Raw genomic sequence first — 21,699 nt, 5'->3', positions numbered from 1 at the left:
TCAGGGGATAGATTTCCCTTCTTGGTTCGGGGTGAGGCGGGCAGGCGCATCCGGTTCTGCGATGCGCCGCCCCAACAACCACTCACTAAACACCCGCACCTCCACCTGCCGCTCCCGCCCCGGCACGCACACCACCGTATACCGCGCACCCGCCAAGCGGACCTCAGGGCGATAATCAACCAACTGCCCATTCGCAACAGCCTCAGCAACCAGCACATTGCTGGCGAGCACCAGCCCGTGCCCGGCGATTGCCGCCTGCAGGGCATGCTGCTCTTCGTCATAACGCCGGAAACGCGCGTTCTCCAGCCAGTCGAGGGTGTCGGCCTTGGCGCACCATGCCGGCCAGTCAACCGCTACGTTCGCGCTACTCAGCCACGGCACGTCGATCAGTTCGATAGGTGAGCTCGCTGTGGGCGGTTGCCACCCGGGGCGGCAGTAAACGCCGAAGTGCTCATCCAGCAAAGGCTGTTCGAACAGCTGTGGGTCCGGCCTGAACAGGGCGCGGATTGCCAGGTCGATGCTGGCGTCTCGTCGCAGGTCGACCACGTCGTTGCTGCTGTGCAGGCTGACGTCGATCTCCGGGTGCAACCGATGAAAGTCCCCGAGTCGGGGTATCAGCCACAGGCTGGCGAACGCTGGCGTTGTGCTCACCACCAGGGACTGCGCGGTACACGATGGCGACAGTATTTGCAGACCCTGCTGGATATCGAGCAGAGCGCGGTGCATGTAAGGGTGAAGGCGCTCGCCGTCGGCGCTCAGGCGCACGTTTTGGCTGGAGCGCTCGAACAGACGCACGCCAAGGAAGGCTTCAAGGCTTTTGACCTGATGGGAGATCGCCGCCGGGCTGATGTTCAGTTCCTGGGCCGCCGCCTTGAAGCTGCCCAGCCGTGCGGCGGACTCGAAGCCGCGCAAGGCGGTGAGGGGCAGTTTGGCGAACATGGCGGGTAGGTTACTCAGGTTGAGCGTGGCTCAATTTAGCTCAATTGTGCGCAGGGGCTCAACTTGCCAGGCTGTGGTCTCCCAACCCCCTCTTAAGGAACCTGCCGATGCAAGGCACGCCCCGTAAAATCCTCCAGGCCATCCTCTACGAAGCCGGCGGTGTGCTGTTCGTGGCACCGGCGCTGGCACTGACCTACGAACAAGGGATGGGCTATTCAACCCTGCTGTCGCTGGTGATTTCTGCCGTCGCGCTGGCCTGGAATATGCTTTTCAACGGTCTGTTCGAGTGGTGGGAGCGCCGCCAACCCAGCCGTCAGCGCAACTGGCAGCGACGGTTGCTTCACTCCCTGGGATTTGAAGGCGGCTTGACGTTGATTCTTACCCCGGTGATTGGGGCCTGGTTGGGCATCAGCTTGTGGCTGGCGCTGGTGACTAATCTGGGGCTGTTCGTATTTTTCTTTTTTTACGCGCTGGTTTTTCAATGGGTGTTCGATCGAGTGTTTGATGTTCCGCTTTCGGCGCAGGCTGATCAGGGTTCTGTCTCTAGCGCCCGCTGAGGCAGGCGCATGATTTGCCCTGGCGAAACGTTATCGGGGATCCAGGCAGGCACCTGCCTGGCTCTCTCTTATGGTTTTTCGAGTCGCTAATAGCACCAGCCATAAAAAAGAGGACAGCCATACGTAGAATCCGTAGCTGTAGCCCGTGACGGTCACTCGTCCGTCTCCATCATTCCACATGCTCGTGTACAGGTACGACGATAGACCGAGGAGGGTGGCGCACAAGGCGCTGATCAGGCGTCGTCTCGCACTCTTGTGTGAGAAAAATGCCACGATGAAGAAGGGATTGGCCAACCAAGCAGCACTATCACCCAGTAGTGCTAGAAACCCGAAGCAAAGAGCTTCGTAGCCGTAGGTGACGCTCTCAAATTCCCATACTTCGTTTCGCGTGTTGATGGCTGGCAGCATGAGGCTGACGGCAAAAAGGGCCAGGCTCAAGTCTCGAGCTTCTAATCGAAGTGGGTGGAATTTCATCAGCTCTCCCTGCTGTATAAAAGTCATCGTCTGGCAAAGGCTACTCCAAGGACGCCCTTGCTTACATCAGAGCCAGGGACCGTTCACCAGGCGAGCCATTCCTGGCCGAAAGTCGTTACAATTTGGCTCGACGCGGGGTATTCGCAACGCGCTGCATTTCATTTGAATAAGGAAGTATTACGTGAAACGGAGTTTCTCCCTGGCTCTTGTCATCCTGGCTGCCACTCTCGGTGGCTGCGCCGCCAACAAGCCGGCCAATGATCCATCCTTGATTGGTTCATGGAAAGGCCTGCGGACAGAAAACGGCAAATGCCAGTTCCTCTCCTGGAAAAATGACTTCAAGCCCGACGGTCGTTTCACCATCACCTTTTTCCGGGATGCCCAGCAGACTCAGCCGATTCAAGCCGAACATGGCACCTGGTCAGCTGCCAATGGCAAGAACGAATTGAGAACCGATGGCGTGCGTATGCCAGATGTCTATACGTACAAGTTGATCGATGCCGACACGGTGCATTACGTCAGTGTGGCGTCAGACCCTTCCGGCGATTGCCAGGAAGATTATGACTTCACAGAGCGCCGCATTCGCGGTTGAACCCATTTTTGGGCACCTCGTTTAAATCAGCATTCTAGAGGGATCTCTTATGCACTCATTTTTCGCCAAGACTTTTGGCGGTCTTACGACCAGCTACTACATCCGCCAGTTTCTTTTTGGGCTGGTGTTCACCGTGATGATCATCTCTCTGGCGGCCAACGGCCCTGGTGGAATCGACGCGAAGCCTGGGCTGATCGTATTGGCGATCATCAACACATTACTATATCCGTATTCTCGATTCGTCTACGAAAGCGTTGTCGGCTACATCATGGGCAACAATGTTTTTTTCGTGAACGCACTGTTCATGCTGATCGTGAAGGTTTTCACCATGGCCATGTGCTGGTCGTTCGCGATTTTCGTAGCACCGGTTGGGTTGGCGTACCTGTTCTGGCGCAACAGCCGTTCGGCCGTTGAATAGGTCAATAGCTCAACGCGTTTGCAATTGAAAATTGGCGTGAACAGGGCAAACCTGAACAGACCACGATTATAGGTAAACTTTAATCGTGGTTTTTGCGCATTTCCCTCTTGATGGTCTGTTCGAGTGGTAGGAGCGCAAACAGCTCGGGCGAAGGCCGCAGTTCTCCCAGATAGTGGCGATTAAGTGGCATGATTAGCGCTCACCTAAGGAGAGGCGCATGCAATTTTTACAAAAGGAAAAACGCCATTACTTGACTGACGAGTTCATCGGCACGGACCAGGGGTGTGGCATATTCATACCAGCCAACAAAGCGCTCTACAGCTTCGTGCGAGAAAATCCCAGCCATACCGATCATGCGCAGGTGGCTTCAAAGGCGCTGATCATCGGTCGCAGTCTGGCGGCATCGGTCGAGCGCCGCACCAAGGATGAGGAGGATGGCTATGAGGGCTCCACAGGAGGCTTCTATTCGCGGTTGGCTAAATCTATTTGCAGCTCAGACGTAGGGTTGGAAGCGTCCCTTCTTCCAGTCGGGGAAAGGCTGGCCGGATCTGTCTGTACCGCCGTGGATAAGGTGCATTCCCGGCTCTGCGAGGCCATCAGTGCCGTCACGAACAAGGACGCGAGCAGCTTCGCTTCGAAGTATTTGCATTTTCATTATCCGACGTTGTTTCCAATGGTTGATTCGCGAGCCAGGGAAGCGCTGAAGTGGATCGTGGATGAGGAGGGGCTGGTTTTCGCTCCGACCACGGCGGGCATGTCAAAAAACTACGCGACCTACGTAGGCTTCTACATACGCGTTCGTAGCCTGTTTGAAGAGGAACTTGGCCGGGAAATCAGCCTCAGGCAGATGGATAATATTCTGCTTAATCGCTACGACAATTGGGTTTAGGAGACAGCATGATACGGACTGTGGTCGTTGCGTTCGCAATCGCGATTCTGAGCGGGTGCACGACGGGGCCCGCCTGGAAGATATCCAGTGAGAGTGAAGTATTCCCCAAAAGAACCAGTTTGATTGTCACAACTGGAAATTACACAGCGGGTAACTCGTTTCTTAATACTTCGAACATATTTCCAGTTGTACGTAAAGAGGGCGAAGAGATCTACGTCGGACTGATGTCCAATGGAGATGTTCGGATTCCGATCGTAACGGCTCAAATATGGATTGATCAGAACGAGGTATGGACAATCTCGTCTCAGGAGACCCCTATGATCTTGGGGAAGCCATCTCTGGAATATGTGTTGAGGCCACGTTCGGAGCTCACAAGGCAAGCCCAGGCGCAGGGTTTGAATATTCACAAAATATTGGGTGGTTGCGCAGTGACTGGAGGGGACAGAGCCAAGGCAATTCTTAAACAGATGCTCCAGGGCAGCGTTTTAAGATTCAGGACGATTGGTATCGATAAAAACGTATCTCCGACCCAGGAGGTAGTCTTGGACGAGTCGTTTTCTCAATCGCTCGGATGGGCTGGGATTGATCAGAAGAGTTTATAAACCTCTGCATTGCGTCTGGCGTGGGCTGTATCTAGCGTCAGCACTAGCGGTCCCGATGGTCATTAGCCGATTCCAATCGAATGCGTAGACCGGAAATAAAAGGGGATGGATTCTAGTGCTGTGCTGACGCGTTTCTTGAAGGGAGAGCGGTTTTGCTTGGATCAGTTGAGACTGCCTGGGAAATAAATCCGCCCCCCTTGTTACAGGTGCTAGAAGAACTCATCCAGAAGCCGATAAAAATAAATTCGGTCCTGATCGACTTCCAGCACTGCGTATCGCCGCAGAAATGGCGCTACCCATTGTTCTCCCAGTTCCTCGGCAATGTCCCGAGTTGTCAACGCCAGGTCCTGATATCGATCCGCAACGCCCAGCCGACCGCAATCAATGAAACCCGTAAAACGACCGTTGTCGACAATGATATTGGGCAGGCAAGCGTCGCCGTGGGTCACGACGAGGTTTTGTTCGGCTGGTTGGCGGTTTAGCAATTTTTCAAAGAGTAAGTCGGGGGCGAGTCCCTGGTGCTCTTCGTCCAATTCCTCCTGATCGACAAGCCCGGCTTCCATTCGGGCTCGGGCCTTGGCAATGCGATGGCTGGGGCTATGGTCGAAGGGGCAATCGACCGGGTCGAGTTGATGGAGTTGGCGCAGGGCGTCGGCCATGATGTTGACCTTGACCACCGCGTCGATGGGGGCCGACAGCAGGTCAACCCCCGGCACCGCGCTTAACAACAGCCAGTCCCTGTCCGTGTCGTGGGCTTCATCGAGGACATGGGCGCAAGGGGTGCCGGTAGAGGCCAGCCAACGCAGTCTAGCCGCTTCGTCGCGTAGCTCGCTTAACGGTCCGGCGGGTTCTGTCTTGATGAACAGGGCGGGTGCGCCGAAAGCATTCAGGCGAAAGACTGCGGCATCCGAACAGCCGACGGTCATTTGCTGCCAGCTGTGATGCTTGAAGCGCTGCCGCCAGCTGCTCGGGAGTTTCGCGATCATTTCTTCGTGTAGCGGGGTGGTGGTGGATTCGTCCTTGGTGTTCACCACAGCTCCTTGGAGGGTCTGGACCGACCGTTATGAAACCACACATTGGCCCGCCGGGGCAGGGTGTCATTGGTCGGCGACTGGTCTAGACCGGGGGTTGTACGGGGATAAAGGGTTGTCACGCAGGTTGATGACGACTACCCTGAAAATGTTCGGATTGTTACGAGAGATTTCGAGCGTGGCGATTTTCGGTCCACCCACTTAAGGACGAGGTGAGCACAATGTTTTCTCATGAAGGTACTGCAATAGAAGTGTTGCTCTTCATTTTTGGCTTTGCCGGGTTTGCCCTGGCTTTGTGGTTTGTTCATGCCTATTTCGAGCGAAAGGCTAGGGATGGTGTAAAAAAACAACATTTAGGTCATCGGGATAGTTGAGCATCGGCTGATTTTGCTCAAATTCCACCTTCAGAAACAACAAGCCCGCACACTCATGACGAGGCGCGGGCTGTTGATGACCCAAGCCTGCAATCAGAGACGCATGCCTTTGAACGGGTTCCAGCCTTGCTCGCCTTTCACTTCCTTGAGGTAGTACGCGTAGTTGGCCATGAGTGCATACATCATCGACATGGCGATGCTCAGGCCAGTGCTCAATGGCCGAGGAAACTCCATGCCGATGATGGCGAAAATCACGCTCAATGCGATGTGGATCGCCAGAAAAATACCAAACAGGGCCAGGTTTTTCTTCCACAGACCCAGGACGAACAGGTAGATAGGGCCGAAGAAAAACGCAATCACGTTGGCGTTGATGAGGATCTTCTTCTTGACGCCAGGCAACGTCTTGACGGCTTCCTTGTAGCGCGGGTCGTTTGGCGCACCGTAGGTGTCAAAGAAGTCGAAGCGCTCCTGCCATTTGGCGCTGTATTTACCGGTGCTTTGTACTTGTTCAGTCGTGCTCATTTTGCAAGGCTCCTGCTTTCCATAAGTAACTTTTCTTTCTTCCAAGAAATCCTGTGCTCTGTTTCTAGCGCATTGATTGCTTTGATCTTTGACGAAGGGCTCGAATGAGTCCCTGAAGTGCTTATTTTGCCGTTTTATGGCCCTTGGTGTGGAACATTCCGCACTGGCCCGCTTGAGCGGTCGTCTGGTCTGTGACGTGCTTCACTCTATTTTTTCAATTGGGGGGCGCCGGCCGAGCTTCAGGAGCGACTGACGCTGTCACCGTAGACACGGATCATGTCCAGCAGGTTCTTGACCCGCAACGGCAGGTTGCCGGCTGGATAGACCGCATGCATGCGCGGGTCTTCACCCGTGCTGGAGGTCAGCTTGTACTCGGGAAACACCCGCGCCAGGCGTCCCGCCGCCACTTCCGGCTCCGCCAGCCAGTCGGCCAGACGGGCAATCCCGGCACCGGCCAGCGCAGCCTGGAACACCGCCGCGCCGGAACTGAAACGAAACTTGGGGTGCACGCGAAAGCTGCCGGCCTGGCCCGGCCCACGAAAATTCCATTCCTTGAGAATCCGCGGCGCCGTGTGCAGGATCAATGCGTGCTGTTCCAGCGCCTCGATGGACGCTGGCAGCCCGCATCGCTCCAGATAGCCAGGGCTGGCGTAGAGGTAGCGCGAATAGCTCCACAGCGGGTAGCCGATCAGGTCGCTGGATTGTGGAAAGGCGCCGCGAATCGAAAAGTCCAGCTTGCCCTTGACCGGATCGACCGCTGCATCGGTGAAGATCACATCCACGCTGACATCGGGATAACGCTGGCTGTACTGGGCGATCAACCCGGGGACCACTGTGTGGGCCAAGGATTCCGGTGCGGAAAAGCGGATCCAGCCGGTGGCCAGGCCGTTGAGCCCGGCCAGATCCTCGTCCGCCTCACGTTGCAGATCGAGCATTCTGTAGGAGTGGGGCAGTAGCCGCTCGCCGGCCTCGGTCAGCGTCACGGCATTGGCCGAGCGATTGAACAGCTTGACCCCGCTACGTTCTTCCAGCCCTTGAATGGCGCGGGTCAGCGAGCTAGGGGAGCGCCCCAGGCTCCGGGCTGCGACGACAAAGCTGCGCTTGCGGGCCACCGTCGCAAAGGCTTCAAGATCAGCCAACATATCCAGTGCCATCGGCCACCTCATTGCACTTTTCACAATATGACATTGCAACACAAAAAAGCCCCTTCCGTTAGCCTTCCCGCTCTCACCACAAGGACGTAGCTAAATAGGAGCGATGGATATGTCAACGCTGGATGAAACACTTAGAAAAGCAACCGCCCTTGCGGGCGAAGCGACCCACGAATGGCTGGTGCCAAAAGCCCCCCTCTCGACAGAACTGCCTTTGGTCGAATTACAGATTTCCTACGAAGAAAAAAGAAAACTCCACGCCGAACTCAAGCATTTCGCAATCGGCGACAGCGCCTGCGGCCTGCGGCAGATGCCGGCCCTCGGACGCTGCCTGGAACAACTGCTGGCTCCGGAAAAATCCCGCTTGCTGCGTGACTTCCAGCACTGCGACGAGGTGGCGCTGGTGATCCGTGGCCTGCCGGTCGATGCGCAGTTGCCGGCGACGCCCTACGGCGGCGACCCGGATATTGCCGAACTGCCGGTGGTCGCAGGGGCGATCCTCGCGGTACTCGCCGTGCTCGGCACCTGCCCGGTGGGTTACCAGGGAGAGAGCGAGGACAGCGTATTTCGCCATGTCTCGCCCAGGCAGCAGCGGGAAACCGAGAAGAGTTCTTACGGCTCGCTCCTGGACCTGGGCATGCATGTCGACAACCCACACCTGCCGCTCAGCTGCGAGGCCGTGCAGCAGTTGTCCGCCTGTCCCGAGTACCTGAGCCTGACCGGCTTGCGCTGCGAACTGACGGTGCCGACACGGATCGTCGCGATTGCCGACGTGCTCAACATGCTGCCGGACTTCGTCGAGCAGGAGCTGCTGCGCCCGAGCTTTTCGGTACGCCGGCCGGACTCGTTCGACCACCAGGGCAAGGTCCTGGAACATGTCCCGCTGCTCTACCGGCCCAGCAGCGGCGGCCTGCACTGTCGCTACAACATGGCCAGCGTCAGCGCTCACTGCGAGCACTCGCGACTGGCCCTGCAACTGTTCGCCGCCGCCGCCAGTCACCCTGACGTGGTCCGCTCGGTACTGCTGCAGCCCGGCGACATGCTGATCTTCAAGAACCAGCAGACCTTGCACGCGCGCGATGGCTTCGCGCCGCGCTACGACGGTCTGGACCGCTGGATGCTGCGGGTCTTCGGCGTCAACGACCGCAAGCGTCTGCTCCCGATCTCAACCACCCACCCCTTTATCGCCAGAGCCTGATTCAATGTTCGATATCGTCCTGCTATGTGTCTTCGCCTTCGCCGCCGGTCTGATCGATGCGGCCGTCGGCGGCGGCGGCCTGATCCAGATCCCGGCACTGTTCAATGTGCTACCCAGCGCCCAGCCCGCCGCCCTGCTCGGAACCAACAAGGTCGCGGCGGCCTGCGGCACGGCCTTTGCCGCACGCTCGTTCGTGCGCAAGGTGGTGATCGACTGGAGCCTGGTAGTTCCTGCCGCCGGCGCGGCTTTTGTCATGGCCTTCGCTGGCGCGGCGACGGTATCGGTCGTGCCGCAGGCACTGATGCGCCCGGCGGTATTGGTGCTAATCATGCTGATGGCGATCTACACCTTCTGGAAAAAGGACTTCGGCAGCCTGCACAAGCCCATGCACATCGGCACCAAGGAGAAGCTGCTGGCGGTACTGGTCGGTGGTGCCATCGGCTTCTACGACGGTTTGTTCGGACCGGGCACCGGCAGCTTCCTGATCTTCCTGTTCATTCGCTGCTTCGCCTTCGACTTCCTGCACGCCTCGGCATCGGCCAAGCTGGTGAATATCGCCACCAATGTCGCAGCGCTGCTGTTCTTTATACCGAGCGGCAACGTTCTCTACTTGGTAGCGCTGCCGATGGCGCTGTTCAATATCCTCGGCGCGCTGACTGGCACCTGGCTGGCGGTGCGCAAGGGAGTGCCCTTTGTCCGCGCGCTGTTCCTGGTGCTGCTGGTGATCCTGATCAGCAAGCTGTCCTATGACCTGATCCTCCAAGGCTGATCTGGAAGGACTATGCAAGGATTTGACGTTTACCCACTTTGGCGGTTTGCCACGCGCAATCTCTAAGGCTCGGCGGGTTGAGTTGCCCATTGACCCGCCAAAAAGTGTTCGACAAGCAGATTCAGCCCCATACTCTCGGTTTTTGCACCGCAGATATTCAGAAGAGGCCCTGTTTTGTCGAATGTTGAATCCCACCTGCACGCGCTGACGTTGAATCACATCTACGACGGTTTCAAGCAACTGATCCCCATCTCTCTTTTCGTCGTCGTGTTCGGCGTTGCTTTCGGCCTGGCGGCTGCGCAAACGGGCTTGAGTGATACGTCCGCTGTGCTCATGAGCACCCTGGTTTTTGCCGGCGCTTCTCAATTTGCCGCGCTGGATCTGTGGGGACAGCAAGTTCCGGTCGTTCCGCTGATGATCACGGTCTTCGCCATCAACGCCCGGCACTTGTTGATGGGCGCGACGCTTTACCCCTGGCTGCGGGAGTTGCCCGTTGCCAAACGCTACGGTGTGATGCTGGTTGTGTCGGACGCCAACTGGGCAATGGCGATGCAGGCGTTCAGTCGGGGCAAGCCGGGGCTCGGGCTTTTATTCGGCGGCGGCATTGCACTCTGGGTCGCTTGGATCCTGGGCAGTTGGCTGGGGCTTCATTTTGGCAGCGCCATCGAGAACCCGGTCAGTTTCGGGCTCGATATGGTGATGGGCTGTTTCTTGTTGGCGATGGTTGTCGGCGGGAAAAAGAACCTGCGCATGTTCATCATCTGGACCGTGGCGGCCTGCTCATCGCTGTTGGCCTACTGGTATTTGCCGGCGAACAGTCATGTCGTAGTGGGGGCTTTGGCGGGAGGCGTTCTGGGTGCACTATGGATGGAGAAACAACAATGAACATCGAAACGGCGGGTTATGGCACCTTGCTGATCATCTTGATAATGGCCGCGGTGACATTGGCGACTCGGTGGGGCGGTGTTTTCGTGATGTCGTTCGTGCCGATCAACTATCGGGTGCAGCAGTTCATCACGGCCATGTCCGGTTCGGTGCTGGTGGCGGTGCTGGCTCCGCTGGCGGTTAAAGGTGACAACGGCGCACGCCTGGCTTTGCTGACCACGGCAATCGTCATGTTGACATTGAAAAAACCGCTGCCAGCCATTGCGGCCGGCATACTTGCAGCAGCTTTAGCCAGACAGTTCTGAACGGCCAAGTCGCCCGCTTACAAACGGGCGACGGGGCCTCCTCAACACCCAGGTCAAAAACTCAGCGCAGATGCGTCCCCAAACGAGTGATCCTGTACACCCGTCATGAAGTGCAGCGACATTTCCTGTGGCGCCTCGATGGGTGGAATTTCAAAACTCCCCACCACCTGGCCCTGAAGCGCGCTCAGCCGCATCGACTCTTCTTCCTTTAACTTTGCCATTCTCGCGTGGTTCGCTGCGATTTCGTTGAGAGTTGACACGGTACATCTCCGTTTGCTGACCAAGCATTGATTAATTTGCCGCCGCGTCAGAATTACGTCGTTCTTGGCTGCTGAGACAGACCAGTGCAAGCCCTGAGCCAGACAGGGCCGCTGGGTGGTAACGCCATTTGACAGCTGACGAATGGCGAGGCAGACGTACCTCGACGCTGCCAACGTTTCAACCATGCCTCAACAATAAGTCACTGATAATACAAACCGACCCTCGGACTGGGTCAGTCGGTTTCGGTGTTGTAGACGCTGGATGCATGTATTGAATGCCTGTTCAGCACGCCCACTGCGATTCCGATCAGGCTGGTGGCAACCGCCAGCAGCAGAATCACTTTTTGCGTCCCAACAGGCGCGGCCAGCACCGCGACGAGCAGGCCTGCGAGCGGTTGCGACAGGTTGTTAAGCAGCGTGATGACGCCGACGGTCTTGCCGAAGTCCTGGGGTGGAATGACTTGTTGGCGCAGGGTGCGGAAGTAGACGTTGAACATTTTGTCGAAACCGACGATCAGCAAGAAACCGACGACGTAGCCCCCTGTGTTCGGGCTGAGGGCGGTGATGAAGGCGCCGACGGCGATCAGCGTGTAGGAGAGGGCCCCCAGCAGTTTCAACGGCAAGGTCACCCGGGCCAGGATAAACAGGATGACGATGGTGGTCACCGCACCGGCCGCCTGCAACCCGGCGTAATCATCCTTGCCAGCGCCGTAGTGGCCGATGACCATGGCCGCCGACGTGGCGAGGGTGACACCGATGATCAGGTTGACGCCCACCGCCAGGCTGATAATTTTTTTCAGTTCCGCCAGGTTGCGAATGTGACCGAAGGCAACGCGCAGCGGGTTCAGCCAGAGGTCGTGATGTTGCTCGAAGGTTTCCAGGGTGACCGAGCTGGTGCGTTGCCAGTACCCCATGGCCAGGTCCGCCAGCAGGAACAGCCCGGCAATCGCCAGCACCACCCAGTGCCATGCCCACACCTCCAGCAGCAGTGCAGCGATCAGTGGGCCGAGTACCAAGCCGGTCTGGTCGGCGATTTGCGAGTAGGACAGGGTCTTGGTGTAGGTGTAGTGCTTGAAGATGTAAGGCATCAACACTTCGCGGGCCATGATGCCCTGGGTGGTCAACACGCCGCAGAGGGCCGAGAGCGCCACGATCCAATAGATGCCGCCGAAGACGCCATACAGCACGACCGCCACGCCGCAGGCCACGGCGCGATAGACCTGGCTGATGTGCAGGATGCGAATCGGCGGGAACTTGTCGCACAGTGCGCCGCAGATCGGGAACGCCAAATAGCGTGGCAAGGATTCGACGAAAAAGGCCAGGCCTGCCCAGGCGACGCTGTTAGTGGTTTGGAAAACAATCAGCGGGACGATGAACAGCAAGATCTGGTCGGCCAACCGGGAGAGGAACATCGAGGCGAAAAAAGCCAGGTAATCCTTGCGCATGGCGCTCCTTGATTGTTGTGTTCTGGTGTTATCCGGTTCAGGCACGCGGCGCGCAGTGTGATATGGAACTAATATCACGGTGAGTCTCTATATCTTTACAGGGGACATCCCTTTTTTGAGAGAACTGCCATGTTCAAATCGCGCTCGTTGATTGCTGCAGTGACCTGTTTCGCCCTGGTGGCGGGCCCTGGCATTGTTGTCGCAGACCCGGGCAACGGCAAGGGAAACGCTCAATTCGATCAAGGCCCCGGTCATGGACAGGGAGGTAAAGGCGGGCAGGGCAACAAGGGCGGTCAAGGAAACCCCGGTAACAAGGGCAATCAGGGCGGCAAGGGAAACCAAGGCGGTGGCGGCGATTGGCATAACGGTCCGAGCATCGACCGTGGCGGTATTTTGGGTGTGATTGGTGGCTATCGCGATTATTGGAGCCCCGGTCCGGCATTGCCGCCGGGCATCCAGAAAAACCTCGCCCGCGGCAAACCGTTGCCACCTGGCATCGCCAAGAAGCTCGACGGCCGGTTGCTGGGGCGGTTGCCGCACTATGACGGTTATGAATGGCAGCAGGTTGGCACGGACCTGATCCTGGTGGCGATCGCCACTGGCATCATCTATGAAGTGCTCAATGGCGCGTTCGACTGACCTGGTGCTTCAATAAAAGTAAAGGGTGGCCTCTTCGGAGTGGTGCCCGTCAGTGAAACGAACCTCCTGTGGGAGCGAGCTTGCTCGCGATAGCGTCAGTTCAGCCGATGATGAAGTGACTGACAAGACGCCATCGCGAGCAAGCTCGCTCCCACAGTTGTCACGGGTGTCAAGCCATCGGCATTCACCACAAATCCCCTGTGGGAGCGAGCCTGCTCCCACAGGTCTTGTATCAGCTTTCGAGTTGTCGCAGGCGCTTGTACAAGGTGTTGCGGCTGACCCCCAGTCGGCGCGCCAGGTGGGAAATATTGCCGCCCACTGCCTGCAATTGACGGTTCAGGTCTTCGGCATCGTTGAGGTCCACGGTCAGCGGCTCTGGTGTTTCCACCGGTTCCATTTCCAGGTCGACAAAAAAATCATCGGGCAGGTGCTCCGGGCGGATCGGCTGTTCCTCGGCCATCGCCAAGGCCACTTGCAGCACGCTGCTGACCTGTCGCAGGTTGCCCGGCCACGGATGACGTTCGAACAGGTCCAGCACCTCACGGCTCAGGCCGGCCCATTGGGTCGGTTCGCGGTGGTGTTCCCACAGGCGTTTGAACAGCGCCTGCTTGTCGCTGCGTTCGCGCAGGGGCGGCAGCTCCAGGGTCAGGCCGCCGATGCGGTAGTACAGATCTTCGCGAAACCGCCCCAACTGCACCTGTTCACGCAGCGAGCGGTTGGTGGCGGAGATGATGCGGATGTCCACCGGGAACAGCTCGGCGCTGCCCACCGGTTGCACGCAACGCTCCTGCAGGACCCGCAGCAGTCGGGCCTGGGTCGGCAGGGGCATGTCGCCGATTTCGTCGAGGAACAGCGTACCGCGGTCGGCCTTGCGGATCAGGCCTATGCTGCCTTTCTGGTTGGCGCCGGTGAACGCGCCTTTTTCATAACCGAACAGTTCCGATTCCACCAACTCGGCGGGGATCGCGGCGCAGTTGACGGCAATGAACGGCTGTTTGCAGCGCGAACTGGCCTGGTGCAGGGCTTTGACGAACACTTCCTTGCCGACGCCGGTCTCGCCATGGATCAGCAGCGGAATGTCCTTCTCCAGCAAACGCTCGGCCTGGCGCACGGCTTTCTCCACACGGCTGTCACCGAAGTGCAGGGTGTTGAGGCTGATGGCATTGCTGGCGGGCGCTGGCGCAGGCGTCGCCTCGGTGAAGACGCGGGCCCTGATAGACACCTGGCTCGGGCGCCTGAGCAAGCACTGGAATCGATTGCTGCCGGACGCTTGCAGGGCGAACGGCAGGCCGTCGGGTTGGTTCAGCAGTTCCAGCAGCGAGACCTTGAACAGGCTTTCGATACTCACCCGTGACAGGCTCAGGCCCAGCAGGTTGTCGGCCCGGCGGTTGGCGGACAGGACCTGGCCGCTCTCGTCGAAGATCAGCAGCCCGGCCCACTGGCTGTCGAGGTTGTTCAAGCCGGTATTGAACGTCAACTGGAAGTGTTCACCGCGAAACAGGTTGAGGATCAGCCGGTTCTCCACGGTCTGGCTCATCATCTTGACCATGCCCAGGGTGTGGGACGGCGGCAGGTAGCTGTCGCTGGAGACGTCCAGCACGGCGATGACCTTGCGCTCGGCATCGAAGATCGGCGCGGCGGAGCCGGTCATGAAGCGGTTGGCCTTGAGGAAGTGTTCATCGTGTTCGATGTGCACCGCCTGTTCGCAGGCCAGCGCGGTGCCGATGGCGTTGGTGCCGGTACAGCGCTCCATCCAGCTCGCCCCGGCGCTGAAGCCATGGGCCAGTTTCGGCTCGATGAAGCGCTGGGTGCCCCAGGAGGTCAGCACCTGGCCCTGGTTGTCGGCCAGCATGATCAAGCAGTTGGAGTTGCTCAGGATGTTCTCGTAATACGGCAAGACCTCCTGATGAGTGGTCTGCACCAGCGAATGCTGGCTCTCCAGCAATTGGGCGATGCCTTGGGCGGGCAACTGATCGAAGGCCGGCACGCTCTGGTGATTCAGGCCAAAGGCGCGGCAACGGGACCAGGAGGCCTGGATGATGGCCTCGTGGGACAAGGCAGGAGCTGGTGCGGCCATGGGGCACTCTCGCAGGAGCTGTTTTTATTGTTGTGGCAAGTCTCGCACAGACTCCTTGTGCTGGGGCAGATCCAGGCACTACTTAATATGCACCGATCCTGTGGGAGCGAGCTTGCTCGCGATAGCGGTGGATCAGTCACATTGATTCAACTGACCCACCGCTATCGCGAGCAAGCTCGCTCCCACAGGTCCTATTCAGTGTTGTTCAAAATTGTTCATTGTCAACCCGCGAATTGTTCAGTTGTTCAGTCATGGTTGTTCACTTGTGTTCATCAACGAACGTATTTTTCTGAAGGATTTTATAAAAAACCAATAAGATCAAAGGCTTTTGATTTCTGGCACGGCTTTCGCTTTTAGATTCGGGTCGCTTGACTCCAAATAATAAAAAGGCCGAGCCATGTCATTAAAGCTTGAGCACATCTGTCGCACCGTCGAAGGCCAGACCTGGATCGACGATGCCAATCTGAGTTTCGAACCCGGATCCTTCAACGTCCTGTTGGGCCGCACGCTGTCCGGCAAGACCAGCCTCATGCGCCTGATGGCCGGTCTGGACAAGCCCGACAGCGGCCGCATCCTGATGAACGGCGTCGATGTCACCAACCGCCCGGTGCGGTTGCGCAACGTGTCGATGGTTTACCAGCAGTTCATCAACTACCCGACCATGACCGTTTTCGAAAACATCGCCTCGCCGTTGCGCCAGGGCGGGGTGTCCGAAGAGGTCATCCAGAGCAAGGTCCTGGAAACCGCAAAAATGTTGCGGATCGAGAAATTCCTCAAGCGTCATCCACTGGAATTGTCCGGCGGCCAGCAGCAGCGCACGGCCATGGCCCGGGCGCTGGTCAAGGACGCCGAGCTGATTCTGTTCGACGAGCCACTGGTGAACCTGGACTACAAGCTGCGTGAAGAGCTGCGTCAGGAAATGCGCGAGCTGTTCCAGGCCCGCCACACCATCGCCGTCTACGCCACCACCGAGCCTAACGAAGCGCTGGCTTTGGGCGGCACCACGACGATCCTGCATGAGGGTCGGGTGATTCAGAGCGGCAAGTCGTCCTCGGTCTATCACCAGCCACAAACCGTGTTGGCCGCCGAGTTGTTTTCCGAACCACCGATCAACCTCATGCCAGGGCGTATCGCCGGCAATGAAGTCAGCTTCGCCAACTTTGTCCACTTTCCGTTAAACGTCGACCTGCGCCCGGTGGGCGAGGGTGAGTTCCGCTTCGGCGTGCGCCCCAGCCATATTTCCCTGGTGCCGAGCAACGATGACGACCTCGAACTGGCGGTGACCGTCGAGGTGGCCGAGATCAGCGGCTCGGAGACGTTCCTGCACGTGCGCAACGAGCATTTCCTGCTGGTGCTGCACTTGCCAGGGGTGCATGAGTACGACGTGGACACGCCGATTCGCATCTACATTCCGACCCATAAACTGTTTGTCTTCGACGCCCAGGGCAAGTTGGTCCAAGCCCCTGGCCAGCGTATCGCGAGGGTTGCCTGATGGCCGAAATTCGTTTGCAGAACCTCGCCCACAGCTACACCAGTACCCCGGCGGGCCCCGAGGACTACGCGATCCGCGAGATGAACCACATCTGGGAGCAGGGCGGCGCCTATGCGCTGCTCGGGCCTTCGGGTTGCGGCAAATCCACCTTGCTCAACATCATTTCCGGCTTGCTCAGCCCCTCCGAAGGGCAGGTGATGTTCGACAGCAAAGTCGTCAACGACCTGACCCCGGAACACCGCAACATCGCCCAGGTGTTCCAGTTCCCGGTGGTGTACGACACCATGACGGTGTTCGACAACCTGGCGTTCCCGCTGCGCAACCAGGGCATGGCCGAAGCGCGGATCCACACCAAGGTGCAGGAAATCGCCGAGGTCCTGGACCTGCAGAACCTGCTGGACAAAAAAGCCCGCAACCTCACCGCCGATGAGAAGCAGAAAGTCTCCATGGGCCGCGGGCTGGTGCGCGACGATGTGTCGGCGATCCTGTTCGACGAACCGCTGACGGTGATCGACCCGCACCTGAAATGGAAACTGCGGCGCAAGCTCAAGCAGATCCATGAGCAGTTCAACATCACCATGGTCTACGTCACCCACGACCAGTTGGAAGCCTCGACGTTCGCCGACAAGATCGCGGTGATGTACGGCGGCCAGATCGTGCAGTTCGGCACGCCTCGGGATTTGTTCGAGCGCCCGAGCCACACCTTTGTCGGCTACTTCATCGGCAGCCCGGGGATGAACCTGATCGAGGTCACGGCGCAGCCCGGTGGCGTCGGTTTCGCCTCGACTCACTTGCCGCTGTCGGACGCCTTGCAACGTCGGGTCGCCGAAGCCGAAGGCAAAAGCCTGAAGGTCGGTATCCGTCCCGAGTTCGTGCATGTCTGGGATGGCCCTTACGACGACGCGATGCGGGCTGACGTGGTTCACGTCGAAGACCTGGGCACCTACAAGATCCTGACCCTCAACCTCGATGGCGCACCGCTGAAGGTCCGCCTGGCCGAAGACAAGCCGGTGCCAGAAGGCACGGCGTATATCAGTTTTCCGGCCCAATGGCTGATGGTCTATGCCGATGAGTATTTGCTGGAACCGTTGAGCGAGGTGCAGCCATGAACAAGGTGCAGAACAACAAGGCCTGGTGGCTGGTGTTGCCGGTGTTCCTGCTGGTGGCTTTCAGCGCCGTGATCCCGATGATGACCGTGGTCAACTATTCGGTGCAGGACATCTTCGACCAGTCCAGCCGCTACTTCGTCGGCGCCGACTGGTACAAGCAGGTGCTGCTCGATCCACGTTTGCACGACTCGTTGCTGCGCCAGTTCATCTACTCGGCGTGCGTGCTGCTGATTGAGATTCCCTTGGGCATCGCCATCGCCCTGACCATGCCGACCAAGGGCAAATGGTCGTCCCTGGTGCTGATCATCCTCGCCATTCCGCTGCTGATCCCGTGGAACGTGGTGGGCACCATCTGGCAGATCTTCGGCCGCGCCGACATCGGTTTGCTGGGCTCGACCCTCAACGGTCTGGGCATCAACTACAACTATGCGGCCAACACCATGGACGCCTGGGTCACCGTGCTGGTGATGGACGTCTGGCACTGGACGTCGTTGGTGGCGCTGCTGTGCTATTCGGGGCTGCGGGCAATTCCCGACGTGTACTACCAGGCCGCGCGGATCGACCGGGCATCGAACTGGGCAGTGTTCCGTCACATCCAGTTGCCGAAGATGAAGAGCGTGCTGCTGATCGCCGTGATGCTGCGCTTCATGGACAGCTTCATGATCTACACCGAGCCGTTCGTACTCACCGGCGGCGGCCCGGGCAACGCCACCACGTTCCTCAGCCAGACCCTGACGCAGATGGCAATCGGCCAATTCGACCTGGGCCCGGCGGCGGCGTTTTCCCTGGTGTATTTCCTGATCATTCTGTTGGTGTCCTGGCTGTTCTACACCGCCATGACGCACTCCGACGCCAACCGTTGAGGCCCGCACGATGAGCAAGAGAAAGCTGATTCCGTTGCTGATCTACATTCTGTTCCTGCTGGTGCCGATCTACTGGCTGCTGAACATGTCGTTCAAGAGCAACACCGAGATCCTTGGCGGCCTGACCCTGTGGCCGCACGATTTCACCTTCCACAACTACAAGGTGATCTTCACCGACCCGAGCTGGTACACCGGTTACCTGAACTCGCTGTACTACGTGAGCCTGAACACGGTGATTTCCCTGGGCGTCGCGCTGCCGGCGGCCTATGCGTTCTCCCGCTATCGGTTCCTGGGGGACAAGCACCTGTTCTTCTGGCTGCTGACCAACCGCATGGCGCCACCGGCGGTGTTCCTGTTGCCGTTCTTCCAGCTGTACTCGTCGATTGGGCTGTTCGACACCCATATCGCCGTGGCCCTGGCCCACTGTCTGTTCAACGTGCCGCTGGCGGTGTGGATCCTCGAAGGGTTCATGTCCGGGGTGCCGAAAGAAATTGACGAGACCGCCTACATTGACGGCTACAGTTTCCCCAAGTTCTTCGCCAAGATCTTCATTCCGTTGATCGGCTCCGGCATCGGTGTCACGGCATTTTTCTGCTTCATGTTTTCCTGGGTCGAACTGTTGCTGGCGCGCACGCTCACCTCGGTGAATGCCAAGCCGATCGCGGCGGTCATGACCCGCACGGTGTCGGCGTCCGGTATCGACTGGGGTGTGCTGGCGGCGGCGGGGGTGTTGACCATCCTGCCGGGCATGCTGGTGATCTGGTTCGTTCGCAACCACGTGGCCAAGGGCTTTGCCCTGGGCCGGGTCTGAGGAGTCGATGATGGAATGGATGAACTGGACCGGCCCGACGGCGGCTTTTTTTGCGGTCATCGCCTTGCTGCTGGCGGGCATGACCACCTGGGAACTGCGTTCGCCGAGCATCCCTCGGCGCGGTTTCCTGCCGATTGCCACCACCCGTGGCGATCGGTTGTTTATCGGTCTTCTCGGTAGCGCCTACCTGCATCTGCTGGTGATCGGCGCCACCGACTGGAGCATCTGGATAGCGTTCGCGTTGTCTTGGGTGTGGCTGTTGGCAGTGATGCGGTGGGGCTAGTCGCAAAGGTTCGACGAAAGCTCTTAAACCCAAACAGGAGGTCTCTATGTTCGATAAAAACAATAAGCTGCGACATAGCGTTTCATTGGCAGCCATGCTGGCACTCAGCGGGCTGAGCGCTACGGCCTGGGCCGACGCCTATGAAGACGCCGCTAAAAAATGGATCGGCAGTGAATTCAAGCCGTCGACCCTGACAGCCGAGCAGCAGCTCGAAGAACTCAAGTGGTTCATCAAGGCCGCCCAGCCGTTTCGCGGGATGAAAATCAACGTGGTGTCGGAAACCATCGCCACCCACGAATATGAATCCAAAGTGCTGGCCAAGGCCTTCAGCGAAATCACTGGGATCCAGCTGACCCACGACCTGCTCCAGGAAGGCGACGTGGTGGAGAAGCTGCAGACCCAGATGCAATCGGACAAGAATATCTATGACGGCTGGGTCAACGACTCGGACTTGATCGGTACGCATTTCCGCTACGGCAAGACCGAATCGATCACTGACCTGATGGCCAATGAAGGCAAGGATTACACCTCGCCGACCCTCGACCTGAAGGATTTCATCGGCATTTCCTTCACCACCGCGCCGGACGGCAAGATCTATCAACTGCCTGACCAGCAATTCGCCAACTTGTACTGGTTCCGCGCCGACTGGTTCGAGCGTGCGGACCTGAAGGCCAAGTTCAAGGAGAAGTACGGCTACGAGTTGGGTGTGCCGGTGAACTGGTCGGCTTATGAAGACATCGCCAAGTTCTTCTCCGAAGACGTCAAGGAGATCGACGGCAAGCGCGTCTACGGTCACATGGACTACGGCAAGAAAGACCCGTCCCTGGGCTGGCGCTTTACCGATGCCTGGTTCTCCATGGCCGGTGGCGGCGACAAGGGCCTGCCCAACGGTTTGCCGGTGGACGAGTGGGGCATTCGCGTCGAAGACTGCCATCCGGTCGGTTCCAGCGTGACCCGTGGCGGCGACACCAACGGTCCCGCGGCCGTGTTCGCCACCACCAAATACGTGGACTGGATGAAGAAATACGCGCCACCGGAAGCGGCGGGCATGACCTTCTCCGAGTCCGGTCCGGTGCCGTCCCAGGGCAACATCGCCCAGCAGATCTTCTGGTACACCGCTTTCACTGCCGACATGACCAAGCCGGGCCTGCCGGTGATGAACGCCGATGGCACGCCGAAATGGCGCATGGCACCTTCGCCACGCGGTCCGTATTGGGAAGAGGGCATGAAGCTGGGGTATCAGGACGTGGGTTCCTGGACGTTCATGAAGTCCACGCCTGAGAAGCAAAAACTCGCGGCCTGGCTCTATGCGCAGTTCGTGACGTCCAAGACCGTGTCGCTGAAGAAGACCATCGTGGGCCTGACGCCGATTCGTGAGTCGGACATCAACTCCCAGGCGCTGACCGACCTGGCGCCGAAACTCGGTGGCCTGGTGGAGTTCTACCGCAGCCCGGCCCGCGTGCAATGGACCCCGACCGGGACCAACGTGCCGGACTACCCACGCCTGGCGCAACTGTGGTGGAGCCACATCGCCGAAGCCGCCAGTGGCGAGAAGACCCCGCAGCAGGCCCTCGACGGTTTGGCCAAGGATCAGGACGCGATCATGACCCGTCTGGAACGCTCCAAGGCCCAAGCCACTTGCGCACCTAAGATGAACCCTGAGCGCGACGCGCAATACTGGTTCGATCAGCCGGGCGCACCGAAGCCGAAACTGGCGAACGAGAAGCCTAAAGGCGAAACCGTGAGCTACACCGAGCTGTTGAAATCATGGGAGGCGGCACGCAAGTAAAGCCCCGAGTGTGAAAACGAACGGCACCGAAAGGTGCCGTTTTTTTGTCTGGGCTTACCGCGGCAGACAGACCCGCCGCCATCGCGAGCAAGCTCGGCTCCCACAGGGTTTTGTGGCGAGCATAGAGGTTGTGTACCCCCTGGCCCCCTGTGGGAGCGGGCTTGCTCGCGAAAGCGGTGTATCTGTCACTGGGAGGCTGAATGTACCGCCGCCATCGCGGGCAAG

24 protein-coding genes are annotated in these 21,699 nt (G+C 58.7%); 16 read left to right on the top strand and 8 right to left on the bottom strand.

The genetic code is table 11. The features are described 5' to 3' along the window. Positions 1–939 carry a LysR substrate-binding domain-containing protein gene (locus AC3A5O_RS20745; RefSeq protein WP_122568437.1) on the bottom strand — a complete coding sequence of 313 codons (939 nt, stop codon included), beginning with the start codon at positions 937–939 and terminating at the stop codon, positions 1–3. A 107-nt stretch (positions 940–1,046) separates the two neighbouring features. Here AC3A5O_RS20745 and AC3A5O_RS20740 point away from each other — a divergent pair, with 107 nt between their 5' ends. Then, positions 1,047–1,496, top strand: a complete 450-nt coding sequence (locus AC3A5O_RS20740) for a PACE efflux transporter (protein WP_122568438.1) — start codon at positions 1,047–1,049, stop codon at positions 1,494–1,496. A 30-nt stretch (positions 1,497–1,526) separates the two neighbouring features. On the opposite strand, the gene AC3A5O_RS20735 is transcribed toward AC3A5O_RS20740, so the two are convergent. Next, positions 1,527–1,970 carry a hypothetical protein gene (locus tag AC3A5O_RS20735; RefSeq protein WP_305467687.1) on the bottom strand — a complete coding sequence of 148 codons (444 nt, stop codon included), beginning with the start codon at positions 1,968–1,970 and terminating at the stop codon, positions 1,527–1,529. A 181-nt stretch (positions 1,971–2,151) separates the two neighbouring features. Here AC3A5O_RS20735 and AC3A5O_RS20730 point away from each other — a divergent pair, with 181 nt between their 5' ends. The 3 genes from AC3A5O_RS20730 to AC3A5O_RS20720 all read left to right on the top strand — a co-directional run bounded on the left by AC3A5O_RS20730 (position 2,152) and on the right by AC3A5O_RS20720 (position 3,869). Beyond that, positions 2,152–2,562 carry a hypothetical protein gene (locus tag AC3A5O_RS20730; RefSeq protein WP_122568440.1) on the top strand — a complete coding sequence of 137 codons (411 nt, stop codon included), beginning with the start codon at positions 2,152–2,154 and terminating at the stop codon, positions 2,560–2,562. Positions 2,563–2,611: 49 nt separating this feature from the next. Continuing rightward, a complete protein-coding gene (locus AC3A5O_RS20725; RefSeq protein WP_305467685.1) occupies positions 2,612–2,980 on the top strand; it encodes a hypothetical protein in 369 nt (122 codons plus the stop codon). Between the two features lie 217 nt (positions 2,981–3,197). Next, positions 3,198–3,869 (top strand): hypothetical protein, encoded by a 672-nt coding sequence (locus tag AC3A5O_RS20720; protein ID WP_122568441.1) that lies wholly within the window; start codon positions 3,198–3,200, stop codon positions 3,867–3,869. Between the two features lie 811 nt (positions 3,870–4,680). Here AC3A5O_RS20720 and AC3A5O_RS20715 read toward each other — a convergent pair. Continuing rightward, positions 4,681–5,457: an APH(3')-II family aminoglycoside O-phosphotransferase gene (locus tag AC3A5O_RS20715; protein WP_122568535.1), complete on the bottom strand. Its 777-nt coding sequence runs from the start codon at positions 5,455–5,457 to the stop codon at positions 4,681–4,683. 266 nt (positions 5,458–5,723) lie between these two features. Between AC3A5O_RS20715 and AC3A5O_RS20710 the strand changes: the two genes are divergently transcribed. Next, a complete protein-coding gene (locus AC3A5O_RS20710) occupies positions 5,724–5,876 on the top strand; it encodes a hypothetical protein (RefSeq protein ID WP_305467683.1) in 153 nt (50 codons plus the stop codon). Positions 5,877–5,969: 93 nt separating this feature from the next. Here AC3A5O_RS20710 and AC3A5O_RS20705 read toward each other — a convergent pair whose 3' ends face one another. Next, entirely contained in the window at positions 5,970–6,398 is a 429-nt protein-coding gene (locus AC3A5O_RS20705; RefSeq protein ID WP_305481856.1) for a DUF2628 domain-containing protein, read from the bottom strand. A 239-nt stretch (positions 6,399–6,637) separates the two neighbouring features. Next, positions 6,638–7,552 carry a LysR family transcriptional regulator gene (locus AC3A5O_RS20700; RefSeq protein WP_122568444.1) on the bottom strand — a complete coding sequence of 305 codons (915 nt, stop codon included), beginning with the start codon at positions 7,550–7,552 and terminating at the stop codon, positions 6,638–6,640. A gap of 109 nt (positions 7,553–7,661) precedes the next feature. Between AC3A5O_RS20700 and AC3A5O_RS20695 the strand changes: the two genes are divergently transcribed. From AC3A5O_RS20695 to AC3A5O_RS20680, 4 genes are all read left to right on the top strand, one after another. Further along, positions 7,662–8,747, top strand: coding sequence for a TauD/TfdA family dioxygenase (locus tag AC3A5O_RS20695; protein WP_305467678.1), 1,086 nt, complete (start codon positions 7,662–7,664; stop codon positions 8,745–8,747). A 4-nt stretch (positions 8,748–8,751) separates the two neighbouring features. Further along, a complete protein-coding gene (locus AC3A5O_RS20690) occupies positions 8,752–9,516 on the top strand; it encodes a sulfite exporter TauE/SafE family protein (RefSeq protein ID WP_487753655.1) in 765 nt (254 codons plus the stop codon). 174 nt (positions 9,517–9,690) lie between these two features. Then, positions 9,691–10,401 carry an AzlC family ABC transporter permease gene (locus tag AC3A5O_RS20685; RefSeq protein ID WP_122568447.1) on the top strand — a complete coding sequence of 237 codons (711 nt, stop codon included), beginning with the start codon at positions 9,691–9,693 and terminating at the stop codon, positions 10,399–10,401. After that, complete coding sequence (locus tag AC3A5O_RS20680; RefSeq protein WP_122568448.1) at positions 10,398–10,706, top strand: AzlD family protein; 309 nt, start codon at positions 10,398–10,400, stop codon at positions 10,704–10,706. The genes AC3A5O_RS20685 and AC3A5O_RS20680 overlap by 4 nt, the downstream gene beginning before the upstream one ends. Before the next feature lie 53 nt (positions 10,707–10,759). On the opposite strand, the gene AC3A5O_RS20675 is transcribed toward AC3A5O_RS20680, so the two are convergent. Together AC3A5O_RS20675 and AC3A5O_RS20670 are read right to left on the bottom strand one after the other, a co-directional pair. Further along, entirely contained in the window at positions 10,760–10,966 is a 207-nt protein-coding gene (locus AC3A5O_RS20675) for a hypothetical protein (RefSeq protein ID WP_122568449.1), read from the bottom strand. A gap of 233 nt (positions 10,967–11,199) precedes the next feature. Further along, positions 11,200–12,411, bottom strand: a complete 1,212-nt coding sequence (locus AC3A5O_RS20670; protein WP_487753654.1) for an MFS transporter — start codon at positions 12,409–12,411, stop codon at positions 11,200–11,202. Between the two features lie 129 nt (positions 12,412–12,540). Here AC3A5O_RS20670 and AC3A5O_RS20665 point away from each other — a divergent pair, with 129 nt between their 5' ends. After that, entirely contained in the window at positions 12,541–13,050 is a 510-nt protein-coding gene (locus AC3A5O_RS20665) for an anti-virulence regulator CigR family protein (protein ID WP_122568451.1), read from the top strand. A 232-nt stretch (positions 13,051–13,282) separates the two neighbouring features. Here the strand turns inward: AC3A5O_RS20665 and AC3A5O_RS20660 are convergent, their stop codons facing one another. After that, complete coding sequence (locus AC3A5O_RS20660; protein WP_305467673.1) at positions 13,283–15,127, bottom strand: sigma-54-dependent Fis family transcriptional regulator; 1,845 nt, start codon at positions 15,125–15,127, stop codon at positions 13,283–13,285. Between the two features lie 397 nt (positions 15,128–15,524). On the opposite strand from AC3A5O_RS20660, the gene AC3A5O_RS20655 reads away from it, so the two are divergent. From AC3A5O_RS20655 to AC3A5O_RS20630, 6 genes are read left to right on the top strand one after another with little or no spacing between them, the layout of a single operon-like run. Next, positions 15,525–16,619: an ABC transporter ATP-binding protein gene (locus AC3A5O_RS20655; RefSeq protein WP_122568453.1), complete on the top strand. Its 1,095-nt coding sequence runs from the start codon at positions 15,525–15,527 to the stop codon at positions 16,617–16,619. Further along, the gene (locus AC3A5O_RS20650) at positions 16,619–17,728 is read left to right on the top strand and encodes an ABC transporter ATP-binding protein (protein WP_305467671.1); all 1,110 of its coding nucleotides are present in this window, start codon (positions 16,619–16,621) and stop codon (positions 17,726–17,728) included. Before AC3A5O_RS20655 ends, AC3A5O_RS20650 begins: the two co-directional genes overlap by 1 nt. After that, positions 17,725–18,591: a carbohydrate ABC transporter permease gene (locus tag AC3A5O_RS20645; protein ID WP_030142069.1), complete on the top strand. Its 867-nt coding sequence runs from the start codon at positions 17,725–17,727 to the stop codon at positions 18,589–18,591. Before AC3A5O_RS20650 ends, AC3A5O_RS20645 begins: the two co-directional genes overlap by 4 nt. Before the next feature lie 10 nt (positions 18,592–18,601). After that, entirely contained in the window at positions 18,602–19,402 is an 801-nt protein-coding gene (locus AC3A5O_RS20640; RefSeq protein WP_014337490.1) for a carbohydrate ABC transporter permease, read from the top strand. 10 nt (positions 19,403–19,412) lie between these two features. After that, positions 19,413–19,685 carry a DUF2160 domain-containing protein gene (locus AC3A5O_RS20635; RefSeq protein WP_053184018.1) on the top strand — a complete coding sequence of 91 codons (273 nt, stop codon included), beginning with the start codon at positions 19,413–19,415 and terminating at the stop codon, positions 19,683–19,685. A gap of 46 nt (positions 19,686–19,731) precedes the next feature. Then, the gene (locus AC3A5O_RS20630) at positions 19,732–21,474 is read left to right on the top strand and encodes an ABC transporter substrate-binding protein (protein WP_122568455.1); all 1,743 of its coding nucleotides are present in this window, start codon (positions 19,732–19,734) and stop codon (positions 21,472–21,474) included. Positions 21,475–21,699: the final 225 nt, after the last annotated feature.

Source organism: Pseudomonas sp. Soil_N_39 (genome assembly GCF_057655955.1).
The sequence above is the reverse complement of the archived record's forward strand: the minus strand, read 5'-3'. Positions and strand labels throughout refer to the sequence as shown.